This is a genomic window from Brevibacterium gallinarum (assembly GCF_014836885.1).
Classification (GTDB): domain Bacteria; phylum Actinomycetota; class Actinomycetes; order Actinomycetales; family Brevibacteriaceae; genus Brevibacterium; species Brevibacterium gallinarum.
The window spans coordinates 13,509-27,103 of the sequence record NZ_JACSPY010000016.1; the positions used below are offsets into that span (position 1 = coordinate 13,509).

Annotated in this window: 11 protein-coding genes and 1 pseudogene; 5 read left to right on the forward strand and 7 right to left on the reverse strand. The window is 66.8% G+C overall.

Annotation, left to right across the window (positions count from 1 at the left end):
- The first annotated feature begins 323 nt into the window (after positions 1 to 323).
- Positions 324 to 659, forward strand: coding sequence for a hypothetical protein (locus H9634_RS12490; RefSeq protein WP_191727039.1), 336 nt, complete (start codon positions 324 to 326; stop codon positions 657 to 659).
- Here H9634_RS12490 and manA read toward each other — a convergent pair.
- Both manA and H9634_RS12500 read right to left on the reverse strand, forming a co-directional pair.
- Complete coding sequence (manA, locus tag H9634_RS12495; RefSeq protein WP_191727041.1) at positions 650 to 1,870, reverse strand: mannose-6-phosphate isomerase, class I; 1,221 nt, start codon at positions 1,868 to 1,870, stop codon at positions 650 to 652. The two genes, H9634_RS12490 and manA, sit on opposite strands and share 10 nt — an antisense overlap.
- A 156-nt stretch (positions 1,871 to 2,026) precedes the next feature.
- The gene (locus H9634_RS12500; protein ID WP_225210929.1) at positions 2,027 to 4,573 is read right to left on the reverse strand and encodes an NlpC/P60 family protein; all 2,547 of its coding nucleotides are present in this window, start codon (positions 4,571 to 4,573) and stop codon (positions 2,027 to 2,029) included.
- Positions 4,574 to 4,960: 387 nt separating this feature from the next.
- Here H9634_RS12500 and H9634_RS12510 point away from each other — a divergent pair.
- A pseudogene (locus H9634_RS12510) lies at positions 4,961 to 6,292 on the forward strand (MFS transporter).
- Here the strand turns inward: H9634_RS12510 and H9634_RS12515 are convergent.
- A complete protein-coding gene (locus H9634_RS12515) occupies positions 6,232 to 7,716 on the reverse strand; it encodes an LCP family protein (RefSeq protein ID WP_191727049.1) in 1,485 nt (494 codons plus the stop codon). The pseudogene H9634_RS12510 and the gene H9634_RS12515 overlap by 61 nt on opposite strands.
- Positions 7,717 to 8,060: 344 nt before the next feature.
- Here H9634_RS12515 and H9634_RS12520 point away from each other — a divergent pair, with 344 nt between their 5' ends.
- Positions 8,061 to 8,444, forward strand: coding sequence for a hypothetical protein (locus tag H9634_RS12520; protein ID WP_191727051.1), 384 nt, complete (start codon positions 8,061 to 8,063; stop codon positions 8,442 to 8,444).
- A complete protein-coding gene (locus H9634_RS12525) occupies positions 8,441 to 8,809 on the forward strand; it encodes a hypothetical protein (RefSeq protein ID WP_191727052.1) in 369 nt (122 codons plus the stop codon). Before H9634_RS12520 ends, H9634_RS12525 begins: the two co-directional genes overlap by 4 nt.
- Before the next feature lie 63 nt (positions 8,810 to 8,872).
- On the opposite strand, the gene H9634_RS12530 is transcribed toward H9634_RS12525, so the two are convergent.
- Genes H9634_RS12530 through H9634_RS12540 form a run of 3 tightly spaced genes read right to left on the reverse strand, consistent with a single transcriptional unit; the run spans position 8,873 to position 11,775 of the window.
- Complete coding sequence (locus H9634_RS12530; RefSeq protein WP_191727054.1) at positions 8,873 to 10,021, reverse strand: acyl-CoA dehydrogenase family protein; 1,149 nt, start codon at positions 10,019 to 10,021, stop codon at positions 8,873 to 8,875.
- Positions 10,022 to 10,078: 57 nt separating this feature from the next.
- Complete coding sequence (purE, locus tag H9634_RS12535; protein WP_191727055.1) at positions 10,079 to 10,612, reverse strand: 5-(carboxyamino)imidazole ribonucleotide mutase; 534 nt, start codon at positions 10,610 to 10,612, stop codon at positions 10,079 to 10,081.
- Positions 10,609 to 11,775, reverse strand: coding sequence for a 5-(carboxyamino)imidazole ribonucleotide synthase (locus H9634_RS12540; RefSeq protein ID WP_263598814.1), 1,167 nt, complete (start codon positions 11,773 to 11,775; stop codon positions 10,609 to 10,611). The genes purE and H9634_RS12540 overlap by 4 nt, the downstream gene beginning before the upstream one ends.
- A gap of 172 nt (positions 11,776 to 11,947) precedes the next feature.
- Here H9634_RS12540 and H9634_RS12545 point away from each other — a divergent pair, with 172 nt between their 5' ends.
- Positions 11,948 to 12,409 (forward strand): GtrA family protein, encoded by a 462-nt coding sequence (locus H9634_RS12545; RefSeq protein ID WP_191727059.1) that lies wholly within the window; start codon positions 11,948 to 11,950, stop codon positions 12,407 to 12,409.
- A gap of 37 nt (positions 12,410 to 12,446) precedes the next feature.
- On the opposite strand, the gene H9634_RS12550 is transcribed toward H9634_RS12545, so the two are convergent.
- The gene (locus H9634_RS12550; protein ID WP_191727060.1) at positions 12,447 to 13,595 is read right to left on the reverse strand and encodes an alkaline phosphatase family protein; all 1,149 of its coding nucleotides are present in this window, start codon (positions 13,593 to 13,595) and stop codon (positions 12,447 to 12,449) included.

Here is a 13,595-nt window from a genome sequence, read left to right on the forward strand (position 1 = left end):
GGAAGAGGCGGTCATCGACGCGTACTTCACCGCATTCGCCTCAAGCGATCCGGCGGAGATGGAGAATGCCGCAGACACCGCCGTCGAGGATTCCACGGCGGCCCGCTATCTCGCGCATCAGCTGAATGTGGCCAGGGCGAACAACGCCAACGGGCTGGATCATCGCAGCAGCGATGTCGAAGTCGAGGACGACGCGGTATCGGTGTGCCAGCACGGCAGGTGCACCGACTACGCAGACTTCACGTTTGAAGACGGGAAGCTGTCGGACTTCTCAGCCAAACGGCACCAGCGTCGGCGAGCGCCTCGTGATGGGCGACGGAGACGTGATCGCGTCGGGCGATGTCGCTGGGTTCGAGGTGCTGTCAGCGGTGCAGTCAGCCGATGATGACGAGCTTCTCGTCGTCGTCATGCGGTTCCACTCCTACGACCGCAGCATCGAACCGGTGACCTCAGCGGTCTACCGGAATCCCGGTGGAGAGCAGGTCGACGACGGCCTCAACTCCGTCCTCCCGCGACGCCTCCTCCCCGATTCCCATCAGCTCGGCTTCGTGGGGTTCCCGCGCTCCGAGATCGGCGGAGAGGTCATCGTCGAGTTCAGGACCGAAGACGACCAGGAACCGATCCGCGACAGTGCGCGCGTTCCCGTGGCTCAGGACTGATCAGGCAGTCCGGTGGTGGCGACGAACAGCCGCCCGGAACCGGAGACGGTGAGCGCTGGGACCTCGGCTGCGAGGAACACGGAGTCGCCTGCCTGCAGGCGGGTGCCGTCGCTGCAGGTGAAGGTGCCCGAGGTGCACAGCAGGATGGCAGGTCCCGCGCGGTGGACCTGCCGGTCCTCGGCGATGTCGATGACCTGGAGGGCGAAGTCATCCGTCGCGCCGCGCAGCACGCCGGCCTCGTCAGGGGTGGCGAGTGCCGGCTGGCCGGGCGTGTAGGTCACAACCGCGTCGAGTTCGTCGACGTCGATGTGCTTGCTCGTAAGCCCGCCGCGCAGCACATTGTCCGACGAGGCCATGATCTCGATGCCGAGTCCGCCGAGGTAGGCATGGAGGATCCCGGCGTCGAGCGCGAGTGCCTGGCCGGGTTCGAGGCGCAGCCGGTTGAGGATGAGGGCGACGAGCACGCCGGGGTCGTGCGGGAAGTCGGCCTGGACTTCACGCAGGGTCAGTGCCGGGTCGACGGCCGAGCCGGCGTGTGAGGGATCGTCGGCGGGCACCGGGTCGATGGCGATGTGGGCGAGTGTGTCGGCGAGGCTGCCGTAGGTGTCGCGCTCACGCAGCAGCAGGCCGGTGGCCTGCTGGAGGCCTCCGGAGGTCAGGGCGTCGCGCCAGGCGGCCAGCGCCGGCAGCTGGGTGTTCTCGCCGGCGGTCTCGAGGGCGGAGGCGAAGCGGTCGAGCATCGCGGTGATCGCCTCGGGACGGCGGAAGCCGCACAGGGCGTGGAATTCGGTGAGCGCGTAGATGAGCTCGGGCTTGTGCGAGTCGTCCTTGTAGTTGCGCTCAGGCGCGTCGAGCGGGATGCCTGCGGCGTTCTCACGGGCATAGCCGGCACGGGCCTGGTCGAGTGACGGGTGTGCCTGGATCGACAGCGCGGTTTCCGCAGCGAGGATCTTGAGCAGGAACGGCAACCGGTTTCCGAAGGCGTCGATCGATGCCTTCCCGAGTGCCGCCTCGGGCGCGGTCTCCACCCATTCGAGCAGCGAGGCGACCGGCTGGCCGTCAGCGTCGAGCAGCTGGGAGGGGGCGACGGGATGGGCGCCCATCCACAGCTCTGCGGCCGGCTCGCCGGTGACCGGCTGGCCGAGGATCTCGGGGATGCCGCTGGGCGCTCCCCACGCGTAGCGCTGAACTGTGTTGGACAGGAACCGCACGTTATTCCCTTCGCTTCGATGGTGTCAGCCTAGGGCTGCACGAGGACGAAGACCAACCGTAGGCGGCAGCTGTGAACCGCAGGTGACGCCGAGGTGTCCTGGGGATGCGACAGGCGCCCCGCACCGGGAGGGTGCGAGGCGCCTGTGGCGGTGGTGTCAGTCGACGACTCGGACGAAGACCGCGCCGCGCTTGAGCATCCAGCTGTACGAGCGCTTCGTGGTGCCCGTGCGCTTGGAGCCGGCGTCGTACATCTGGCCCTTCGTCTCGGAGACGATGCCGATGTGGCCAGGGACCCAGATGAGGTCACCGGGCTTGGCCTGCGAGGCCGGGATCACCTTGCCGGCAGCCTTCTGCGCCGAGGTGTGGCGCGGCAGGTTGATGCCGTTCTGCTTGTAGACCCACACGGTGTATCCCGAGCAGTCCCAGCCCTTGGTGGTGTTGCCGCCCCAGACGTAGCGGACGCCCATGCCCTTGCGGGCCGTCTTGATGATGTTGTCCCGCAGCTCCTTCTCCTGCTGAGCCTTGGACTTCTTCTCATCCTTCTTCTTGGAGTCGTCCTTCTTGGAGTCATCCTTCTTTTTGGAATCGTCCTTTTTCTTCTCGTCCTTCTTCTTGGAGTCGTCCTTCTTGTTCTTGTCGTCGTCTGCTGGACCTTCCCCGTCGTCAGCAGGCGAATCGTTGTCGTCGCCCGGGGGCGAGGCCCGGTTGTGGTCCCGGGCCCCTCCCTCGATCGAACCAGTGGGCGAGAACTCGGTGGTGCCGTAGCCGTTGGCCCAGACCAGGCGAGCTCCCTGGAAGACCTGCTCGCAGCGGCCGTCGGAGCACTTCGGCGCCTCAGTCGGGTAGCCGAGGTGGCCCTTCTCGTAGCCCTTCGAGCCCCAGTACTTCTGCAGGATGCCGTGCGTCGGCTGCGCGCCGGTCGCGCTCGTCCAGTGCACCGAGCCCTTCTCGAACTTCTGGTAGACACCGCCGTTCTTCAGGCCGCCGCGCTCATCGGAGGTCGGGAAGCCGAGCGTGTCGCGCATCGAATCCTTGTACATGCTCCGGATCGCGCCCTTGAGCAGGAAGGTCTTGCCGTTCTTGTGGAAGACCGCGCCCTTCTCGAAGTCGCGGGCGGTGCCGCCCTGGAAGCCGTACTCCTTGCCGGTGGCCTTGCCGAGCTTGTCGGCGTTCTTCTCGGCGTACTTGTCGATCGGAGTCTGCTTCGGCGGCTTCGGCTTCGGCTTGTCCTCCTTGGGCTTCTCCTCCTTCGGGCCCGAACCGTCCTTCTGCATCTTCTCAACGGCATTGCGCATGCCGCCGATCTTGGAGTAGAAAGCAGCTCCCGGGCACGAGGTGTTGCCAAGGTCGCGGTGACCGACGATCGTGTTGATCCGCTTGCCGGCCACGGTCGTCTTGCCCTTGGCGGGCACGCCGTTGGCCGAGAGCTTCCAGGCGATCGCGTGCTCGACAGCGCGCAGGGTCTCATTCGGCGGTGCGGACTTCTCGAAGGTGCCCATCACCGAGATGCCGAACGTGCCGGTGTTGTAGCCGGCGACGTGGGCGCCGATGACGGCCCGGTCGAGTCCTCCGGCACGGCCCTCCCACAGGCGGCCGTACTTGTCGGCGAGCACGTTGTAGCCGACGTCGGACCAGCCGCGGCCCTTGGTGTGGAAGCTGTAGATGCCGCGCAGGATGCCCGGCACATCGGAGGCCTTGTAGTTGTTCGAGCCTGCGGTGTGGTGGATGACGGTCGCCTTGACGCCGTTGGCGTAGCTCGGCTTGCCCTTGCGCAGGCTCTCGTTTGCGCCCCACGACTTGCGGGAGCCGATCGAGGGCTTGGGCACCTTCTTCATCGAGGTGTTCGCCACGGTGGCGTCACCGGGCACGTAGGCGGCGTTCTGCGCGTCGTACTCGGGCTGCTGCGCATCGGTTTCCCCGGCCGGATCTTCGGCCCCGGTGTCAGCAGTTCCCTCAGTCTCAGCACCGCCGGTCGCGCCGGCGGCGTCGACGACCGGGGCGTTGCTGGCCACGGCATCGGCGTCTGCCGGTGAGGACTTCGGGTCGACGAGGACGAGTTCGGCCTTCTGCGGCGCGGCCTCGCCCAGCACGCGCATCTGCACGGCAGTCGCGGAGTTGACGATGAAGGGCTCAGTGCCCTCGGTGCCCTCTCCCTGGCCGTTCTCGTGCTCGACTTCCTCCCACGGCGACCAGCCGTCGGCGGACTGCACGCGCACCTCGATGGTGACGTTGGTGGTGCCCTGGTAGGCCGCGCCGATGACCGAGGAACGGCCGGCGGGCACGTCGAGGACGTCGGAGATTGCGGCGATGTTGACGCCGTCTTCGGTCTTCTCCTGGACGCTGCCGGACATGTCCGGCTCGCTCGTCTCAGTCGGAGCCTCGGTCGGTTCGTCCGAACCGCCTCCGGTTTCAGGGGCCTCGCCGCCGCCGAGCTCGCCGGGGGCGGTGCTCATCGGTGCGACGCTGGCGCCGAAGACGCCGGAGCTGCCAACGCTCATCTGCTGGATGAACGCGTCGGACTTCATGAGGTTGGGCAGATTGGTCATCGACTGATTCGCCGCATCGGCTGCGCTGCCGGAGGCTGCGCGGGCGCCGGGGGCTTCGAGACCTGGCTCGCTGACGTCGGTCAGCGACTTCTTCTCGATGTCGGGCGTGACGGTGTCGGCCGAGGCCGGCAACACCAAGCCCAGTGTCGAGGTCATGACAGCTGCGGCACACGTCGCCACAGCGGGTATCAGTATTCTCATCGTTTCAGCCTTTGCGAGGAAGACAGGGAAGATAGGCTTCACGAGCGATTACCGTCATTGGCATGATGACGAATCAGCTCAACATGACAGAATTGTTACATACTTCGCGGCGTGTCGCTTTGAAACATCCCTCGTGAGAAGAATTACAACGATGTCGTTCCGCGTGTTCATGCGGCTCGAGAGGGCTGAAAATTTTTTGTGATCCCCTTGCGAACTCGGTGAGATTGCTGACATACGGGTCACGGGAGGTGCTGTGTCGTGCAGCACCGATGCGTGAGGTCAAAGATACGCTGGTGAGGTTCAGCGGCGGGCGTCTGGTCTGTTCGGGATGGGAGCGGAAGAGTGTCGGTCGAGGCGAATCTCAAGGCTCCAGCGTTTCGGCAGCTGTGGGGCGCCAACCTGTTCACCAATGTTGCCGCCCTGTTCTTCACGTTCAGCGCCAACGTCATCATGGTCAACGTCCTGCACGCGAGTGCCTTCGCGGTAGGGCTGCTCGACGCCGTGACATACACCGGCACGCTGCTCTTCGGTTTCGTGGTCGGCACCTGGATCGATCGGTGGGGTCACAAGCGGGTGCTCGTGGTCAGCACGATCCTCCGCGGGTGCGCTCTCGCATTCATTCCCATCGCGTACTTCGCGGGGATCCTGACACCGTGGCGGATCATCGTCCTCGGAGTGGCGGTGAGCATCTGCGATGTGTTCTTCCAGACCGCGCACACCAGTGTTCTTCCCTCGATCGTCGGCCGCGACCATGTCTGAGAGGCTTCTGCGCGCCTCCAATCGACTGACCAGGTGTGGCGGCTCGTGGGCCCGGGCGCCGCCGGCCAACTCGCGCGGATCATGGCGGTGCCGCTGATGCCGATCATCGGCGTGGTCTCAGTGGTCGTGGCCGCGGTACTGGCCGCGCTTCTGCCGCCTGACCCTCCCCGCCCACCGAAGGCAGAACGGGATCGCTTCTGGCAATCGGTGCGCGCAGGGTTGAGCTTCATCTGGCATCACGCGACCATCCGCAAGCTCCTGTCCGCTGCTGCGCTGAACAATCTGGCGGTCGGGTTCTATGGCGCCGTCATTGCGACGTTCATCCTGCGTGAGCTGTCGATCAACGCTGCAGCCTATGGCGTCCTCATGTCGCTGGGAGCGATCGGCGGCATCGTGTCCTCATTTGTCAGCCACCGGATCGGCAAAACTCTTGGCCCGCTGCGCACCGTGTTCATCGCCGCGTGCATGATCCCGATCGGCCTCGGTGTGCTGCCGCTAGCCTCGTACTTCCCGTCCCCGACGATCGCGGTCGGGGCATCCGAGCTGATCTTCAGCTTCGCTGTCGTGCTCTACACGGTGCAGACGACGGGCATCAATGCACGGCTCATCCCCGTCGACCTGATGGCGCGTGTGACCTCCGCACGCCGCACGGTTTCGCTCGGTTCGGCCACGCTCGGTGCGCTGATCGGCGCCGTGCTCGCCGGTTTTGCGCCTCTGACGGTGCCCTGTGGATTGCGGTGGGACTGTCCATCTTGCAGCTGCTGCCGCTGCTGCGCACCGGCGCGCCGCGTTGGGCAGACGTTGAGCCCCCTCCGGAGGCTGCATCCGCTCACTGACAGGCCGCGGGCGACCGGTCAGGGGACGTGGCAGATGGCCTTGTCGTCCTCGTCCTTGCTCTTGCCGCCTTCCGGCTGAGCTGCGCTGACATGCATGCCGCCGGTGGCCAGGGCCACGCCGGCCGGAGCGGAGAGACCTGCGGCGGTGTCTTCGGCGTCCTTCTCGGAGGCCTCAATCGTCGAGGAGACGAGCTCGTGGACGGCGGCGAAATCCGGGTGGGTGGGGTTGACCCGCGGCGGGGTGAGGTTGAGCGATTCCATCTGGTGCTCCCGCGACTTCATCGCCAGGTCGACGAACGTGTCGACCTGCAGCTGCGGGATGTCGGTGGAGACCACCTCGGGGGCGGCCTTGGCGATGTCCTGGAAGCGCAGCATCACCGTTGAGGCGTCGAGTTGTTTGAGCATCGCCTGCTGCACGCAGCGCTGACGGACCATGCGCTCATAGTCGCTGGAGAACTCCCGCGAGCGGGCGTACCACAGCGCGTGGTAGCCGTCGAGGTGCTGCTCACCGGGTTCGATCCAGCCTTTGACCGGGCCGTGCTTGCCGGTCTCCGGGTTGACCTTCGAGGAGATCGGCACGCGCTTGCCGGAGACGATGTCGATGCCGCCCATCGCGTCGATGAGCTGCTCGAATCCCTTCAGGTCGATCATCGCGTAGTACTGCACCTTGAGCCCGGTGATGCCCTCGGCGGCGTCCTTGGTCGCCTGGACGCCGGCGGGAGCCTTGCCGTCGAACTCTTCAGCGTGCTTCTCACCCTGCTGGTAGACGGCGTTGAGGATGCACTCGTCACCGCAGTTGAAGCCCTGCGGGTAGTGCTTGTGCAGCGGCGACTCCTCGGGGAAGGGCACGTTCTGCATATTGCGCGGCATCCCGATGCTCACCGCCTTGCCGGTCTTCGCGTCGATCGAGATGAGCGAGAGGCTGTCCGGACGGATGCCGGTGCGGCCCTTGCCGGCATCAGAGCCGAGCAGCAGGATGTTGTAGCGGCCGTCGACAGCGCGCTGTCCCCAGCCGGCGGCGAACACATCGGTCATGAGCTGACGCTGGCTGTTGATCATCATCGTTCCCCACGCCAGTCCCCCGCCGATGACGAGCGTGCACACGAGGCTGGCGGCCAGGAATGTGCGCCGCACCTTCGGTGACAGCGTCACGAGTTTCACGCGGCGCACGGTGTCGAGCAGGCACACGACCCAGTTCAGCGTGAACACGGCGAGGAAGGCGGTGACGCCGGTGAGCACGAACGGGTTGGTGCCCAGGGTGATGAGGAAGCCGCGGGCGAAGATCGCGGTCAATGCGGCGATGAGCAGCAGCGCCCAGCCGATGAGGGTGAGGATGAGCGAGAACTTCGCCCAGCGGCGCACCCCGAACAGCGACTGCGCGGAACCCGGCACAAGGATCGTCGAGGCCAGCAGGATCCAGCCGCGGGCATTGCGCACCGGCTGAGTGGCGTGCTCGGGATAGCGCACCGGGTCGATGTACTTCAGGGGCCTGCGCTCGGCCATCGGCTGCCTCCTGTTCTGCTGGCGTGCGCTCTCACGTCCTCGTCATGGGCAGGTCGCACGCGCCGGAGGCGGTGTGACGCGGGGTGCGGCAGCTGCGCCGCACGGGGACGTCGCGTCGTGTTCCGCTTCAGGGTATCGCGCATGCCTCCCGCAGTCTGGGAGCAAACGGCCGCGCGGCGCCGCGTGTCTGGAAGTCCGAAGGCGGTTCCCATCGCGCCTTCAGGCCGGCGCGGCTGCGGCGGTCGAGTATCCACAGGCTCCACCCGTCAGGGTATGGGAACACCTACACTCAGATCCACACGTCGGTGGACACCGCTGTCTGAAGTCACCCGGGGAGGTGGAACATGAGCCGGTTTGACGACCTCGCCAGTGACACTCGATATGTGCCGACACCGCGGCATGTGTGCAGTGTCTACGACTTCTCAGTTCCGATTGCCGACAACCTCATGCTCGTCGTTCATCTGGAGACGTACAAGAACTTGGTGCGGACATTTTCCATCGAGGTCCAGCTCGACGGACGCCACGTGTGCGGAAGGATTGATACGTCGCATTCTCTCGTGCATCGTCACCAGTTCTACCGGTCCGGAGGGCAGGTCGATCCGCCCCATGCCATTGAGCCGATCCCTGCTGGGATCGACGGAGCGAAGACCGTCGATAGAATGTTTGAAGAGGCTTACACCATGATGCTCGAGAGAGCTGAGGACATCGCCAGGAGGTGGAACCGGTGACCTGGAAAGCTGACCCACAGGCCGCGCTCAATGCAGCCCGGGCTATGCGCCGGCCCGCGATCACGGATTTCCTTCGCGAGCATGCCCCGTCTGAGTGGCGCATTGTTCCTGCCGTCGCGGCCGATCCACTCGGCGACATCGTGCGGCAGTTCGACGGAGACAGCGGCATCGTCATGTTCACGCGTTCGAAGGACGTTGTCGATGTGCTCGTCCTCAACGCAGCGGAGCACGGGGCCTCAGCTGGGTCTGCTGCCCCGCTGCTCACTGGCACCGTCGGCGACCTCATTGCCGAGTTCGACCGGCTCGATCGCGAGTTCCCTGCGCAGCCGGCAGCCCAGCGCCTCACTTTCGACCTGGCTGCCTGAGCGTACAGTACGGCGGTCCGGGCAGATGTTTCCTGCCCGGACCGCTGTATCAGGCCAGAGACCTCAGCCCAGCAGCTTGCGTCCCATGACGAGGCGCTGGATCTGGTTGGTGCCTTCGTAGATTTGGGTGATCTTGGCATCGCGCATCATCCGCTCGACCGGGTGATCCTGCACGTAGCCGGCGCCGCCGAGCAGCTGCACGGCATCGGTGGTGATCTCCATGGCGACATCCGAGGCGTAGGCCTTGGCGGCGGCGCCGAAGTAGCCGAGGTCGTCATCATTGCGCTCGCTCTTGGCCGCGGCGGCGTAGGTGAGCTGGCGCGCAGCTTCAAGCTTCATGCCCATGTCAGCGACCATGAACTGCAGAGCCTGGAACTCCGAGACCGGCTTGCCGAACTGCTTGCGCTCCTTGATGTAGCCGATCGCGTAGTCGAGCGCTCCCTGGGCCACGCCGAGTGCCTGCGCGGCGATGGTGACGCGGGTGTGGTCGAGGGTCTGCAAGGCGATCTTGAGTCCCTGGCCCTCCTCGCCGACGATCCGGTCGCCGGGGATGCGGCAGTCCTCGAAGAACAGCTCACGGGTCGGGCTGCCCTTGATGCCGAGCTTGCGCTCCTTCTCACCGAAAGAGAAGCCCTCGTCGGACTTCTCGACGACGAAGGCGGAGATGTTGCGTCCGCGCGGCCCGTCGGGGTCGGTGACGGCCATGACGGTGTAGAAGTCGGACACGCCGGCATTCGTGATCCAGGTCTTGACGCCGTTGAGCACCCAGTCATCCCCGTCGCGTACCGCGCGGGTCTTCATGCTCGCGGTGTCGGAGCCGGCCTCGCGCTCGGACAGGCCGTAGGAGAATCCGGACTCGCCTGAGGCCACGGCCGGGAAGTACTTCTGCTTGATCTCCTCGGAGCCGCCGATCTGCACCGGCATCGAGCCGAGCTTGTTGACCGCCGGGATGAGCGAAGACGACATGCAACCGCGGGCGACCTCTTCGATGACGATGGCAGTGGCCAGCGCATCGGCGCCGACGCCGCCGTACTCCTCGGGGATGTGCGGGGCGAAGAAGTCGGTGGCCACGAGTGCGTCGTGGGCTTCCTGCGGGTAACGGGCGTTGGCGTCGACGTCGGCTGCGTGCGGGGCGATCTTGGCGTCGACGACCTCGCGGACGGCTTCGCGGATCGCTTCGTGGTCCTCGCTCAGCTGGTAGATGTCGAACATGTCTCTCCTTGTCAGGTGATGCGTCGGCACACACGTGCCGGGTCGGGTCGAGTGGGTTCAGCCGTCGAGCTGGTCGAGCAGCGCGCGGCCTTTGGCCTCGGCGGTGGCCTTGAGTTCGTCGCGGTAGGTGTCGAGTCGCTGCCGGATCGCAGCAGCGTCTGCTGACTCGCCTGCGCCGAGGATGCGGGCGGCGAGCAGGCCTGCGTTCTTGGCACCGCCGATCGAGACGGTCGCCACGGGCACACCGGCCGGCATCTGCACGATTGAGAGCAGGGAGTCCATCCCGTCGAGCTGCTTGAGCGGCACCGGCACGCCGATGACCGGCAGCGAGGTGACCGAGGCGAGCATGCCGGGCAGGTGGGCTGCTCCCCCGGCACCGGCGATGATGACACGGATCCCGCGCTCAGCGGCGGTGGCGCCCCATTCGATCATCTCGTGGGGCATCCGGTGGGCGGAGACCACCTCGGCGCTGGCGGAGATGCCGAGCTCGCCGAGCACGTCGGCGGCCGCGCGCATCGTCGGCCAGTCGGAGTCCGATCCCATCACAATGCCGACCCGGGCCGTTCCCGAGGCGGTGGCTGGCTCAGTCATGAACGGTTCCCTTCTGCAGCTGGGCCGGTGTCCCCGCCGACGAGGTGCTCTGCGCCTCCGGTGCGGTGGTCCGGATGCGGGTCGGGGTCGGTGCCGGCGATGTAGTCGGCGGCATGCCGGGCCCGGCGCAGCACCTCGGCGGCGTCGGTGCCGGTGAGGTTGACGTGGCCGAGCTTGCGGCCGGGCCGCACGGTCTTGCCGTACATGTGGATCTTGACCTGCGGGTCATGGGCCATGACGTGCAGGTAGGCGTGGTAGAGGTCCTCGCGGTCAGCACCGAGCACGTTGACCATCGCGGTCACCGGTGCGTGGGCGGCCGGGTCGCCCAGCGGCAGGTCGAGGACGGCGCGCAGGTGCTGTTCGAACTGCGAGGTGATCGATCCGTCCTGGCTCCAGTGGCCGGTGTTGTGCGGACGCATCGCCAGTTCGTTGACGACGTAGCCCTCGGCCGTTTCGAACATCTCCATCGCCATGACACCGGTGACCTCGAGGCTGCCGGCCACCCGCAGCACATCGGCTGAGATCCGTTTGGCCAGCTCCTCATCGAGGCCGGGGGCAGGGGCGAGGGCCTCCTTGCAGATCCCGTCCTGCTGGTAGGTCGCCACGACCGGCCACACGGCGGTCTGGCCCATCGGCGAGCGGGCGACCATGACGGCGAGTTCGCGGGTGAAGTCGATCTTCTCTTCTGCCAGCAGCGGCCTGCCCTCAGCCAGCCAGTCGGCGGCCTCGGAAGCGGTCTCGATGACGCGCACGCCGTGGCCGTCGTAGCCGCCGCGCGGGGTCTTGAGGATGAGCGGGAAGCCGATCTCAGCACCGAAGGCTTCGAGCTCCTCGACCCTCGTCACCTGCGCCCAGCGCGGGTTCGGCAGCCCGAGTTCGTCCATCTTCGCCCGCATGACGAGCTTGTCCTGGGCGTGGATGAGCGCCTCGGGACCGGGATGGCACGGGTGGCCCGCCTCGGCGAGTGCACGCAGGTGCTCCGGCGGCACGTGCTCATGGTCGAAGGTGAGGACGTCGACGGTCTCAGCGAAGGCCTTGAGCGTCGGATAGTCGCGGTAGTCGCCGACGGTCACATGGGCGGAGACCTCGGTGGCGCAGACATCGTCGCTTTCGGCCAGCACGTGGAATCCCACGCCCAGCGCCTCGGCGGCCGGGGCCATCATGCGCGCCAGCTGGCCTCCGCCGATCACTCCTACTTTGGGAAAAGTCACAGCACCACTGTACCCGTCACCACACCATGTGCAGCCGGAGGGTCTCCAGCCGCCGGGCATGCGCGTCCGGTAATCTCGGAAGCGGCAGGAACCACGGATCCCGACGACAGACAGGTGCGCGGTCATGGAGATGCGCAAGGAGGCGAAGCGCGTAGCGAAGTTCTCCGTCGTCGGCCTCGTCGCCTTCGGCGTCGACTTCCTCGTCTTCAACCTGCTGCGCCCCGAGGCTCTGGGGATCGGCCCGATGTGGGCGAAGATCATCTCGGTTACCCTCGCCACCCTCGTCGCCTGGCTCGGTTCGCGCTATTGGACGTTCAGGGACGGCAAGAACCGCTCAGCGACGCGTGAGGCGGTGTGGTTCTTCGTCGTCAACGCCATCGGCCTGCTCATCGCGATGGCCTGCCTGTGGGTCTCGCACTACCTGCTCGGCTTCCGCTCGGCGCTGGCCGACAACATCTCCGCCAATGTCGTCGGCGTCGGCTTGGGAAACATCTTCCGCTACCTCATGTACCGCCTCGTCGTCTACCGTGTGACCCCCAGGCGCAGGAAGCACCGCCGTGAGGTGCTGGCCCTCGACGAAAGCTGACCGCCTGTCACTCCCCGCGCCCGAGGCGGTGGCCGGCTCAGGTGCGTAAGAGCGGGATTGCGAGTTCCTGGCTGGTGATCCCGCCGTGATGGCCGATGAGCGCTAGCGATGAGGGGGTGTCACGCTCGGAGTCGACGATGCCGGTGCCGGCATCGCAGACGACGATGACATCGCCGATCCGCTTGAGGTTCTCCGGCCTGACGGGTCCGAAGAAGCCGCGGGCGATCGCCTGCTCGCGGGTCATGACGAGCGCCCGTTCGGAAAGCGCCTCGGCGAACGCGGACTGGGCGGTCTCGAGTGCGCCGGGCCGCACATACAGGTGCACGGCGCGCGGCTCACCGCCCACGCCGCGCAGCCCATCGCGCAGGTGCGGGTGTTCGGCGAGGTCGAGGCGGCCCTCATGGGGCACGTCGACCATGCCGTGATCGGCGGTGATGGCCAGCTGGGCGTCTTGCGGCAGGCCGTTGGCGAGCCGGGCGAGGTGTCCGTCGACCTCTTCGAGCTCTTCGAGCCAGTTCCAGGAGCCGAGTCCGTGGACGTGGCCGGTCTTGTCGAGGTTGCCCCAGTAGAAGTAGATGAGCCGGCGGCCCGGCCGGCGGGCCTCTTCGACGGCGTGGGCGACGCGCTCGCGCATCGTGTGCGAGCCGCGGAACCGGCCACCGCGCAGGGACGCCTGGTTGAGTCCGCGGCCGGCGAACTTCGGCTCGCCGAGGCTGACGACGTCGACCCCGGTGCTGGCGAGGCGTTCGAACATTGTTGCGTCGGGGACCCACACCTCGGGGTCGACGTCGGGGTCCCAGGTCAGCTGGTTGAACACGATCTCGCGTTCGGGGTCGAGCAGCTGGTAGCCGACCACCCCGTGGGCGCCGGGCAGCATCCCGGTGCCCAGGGAGGACAGCGAGTTCGCCGTCGTCGACGGGAACCCTGCGCTCATCGCGAGCATGTCCGGCAGCAGCCCGCGCAGGAACGGGGCGTGCGCGGCACGGGCGCGCAGCAGTTCGGCGCCGAGCCCGTCGATGAGCGCAACGACCATGACCCGCGGTTCGGCATCGAAGCCGAGCTTCAGCGCCCGCTCAGCAGCTCCGTCGTCGAGGATCTCCCGGGCCCCGAGGCTGATCGCGGCAGCCGGGATGACATCGGAGAGCAGCGGGGAGTTGCGGTAGTCAGGTGCCTGGCTCGTCTGCAT

Coding starts and splice junctions, on each gene's coding strand:
- H9634_RS12540 (WP_263598814.1), bottom strand. CDS start 11,775: ATGATGGCCCCGGCCGCCGAGGCGCTGGGCGTGGGATTCCACGTGCTG.
- H9634_RS12515 (WP_191727049.1), bottom strand. CDS start 7,716: ATGGCCGAGCGCAGGCCCCTGAAGTACATCGACCCGGTGCGCTATCCC.
- H9634_RS12530 (WP_191727054.1), bottom strand. CDS start 10,021: ATGTTCGACATCTACCAGCTGAGCGAGGACCACGAAGCGATCCGCGAA.
- H9634_RS12550 (WP_191727060.1), bottom strand. CDS start 13,595: ATGCAGACGAGCCAGGCACCTGACTACCGCAACTCCCCGCTGCTCTCC.
- H9634_RS12500 (WP_225210929.1), bottom strand. CDS start 4,573: ATGACCTCGACACTGGGCTTGGTGTTGCCGGCCTCGGCCGACACCGTC.
- H9634_RS12545 (WP_191727059.1), top strand. CDS start 11,948: ATGGAGATGCGCAAGGAGGCGAAGCGCGTAGCGAAGTTCTCCGTCGTC.
- H9634_RS12520 (WP_191727051.1), top strand. CDS start 8,061: ATGAGCCGGTTTGACGACCTCGCCAGTGACACTCGATATGTGCCGACA.
- purE (WP_191727055.1), bottom strand. CDS start 10,612: ATGACTGAGCCAGCCACCGCCTCGGGAACGGCCCGGGTCGGCATTGTG.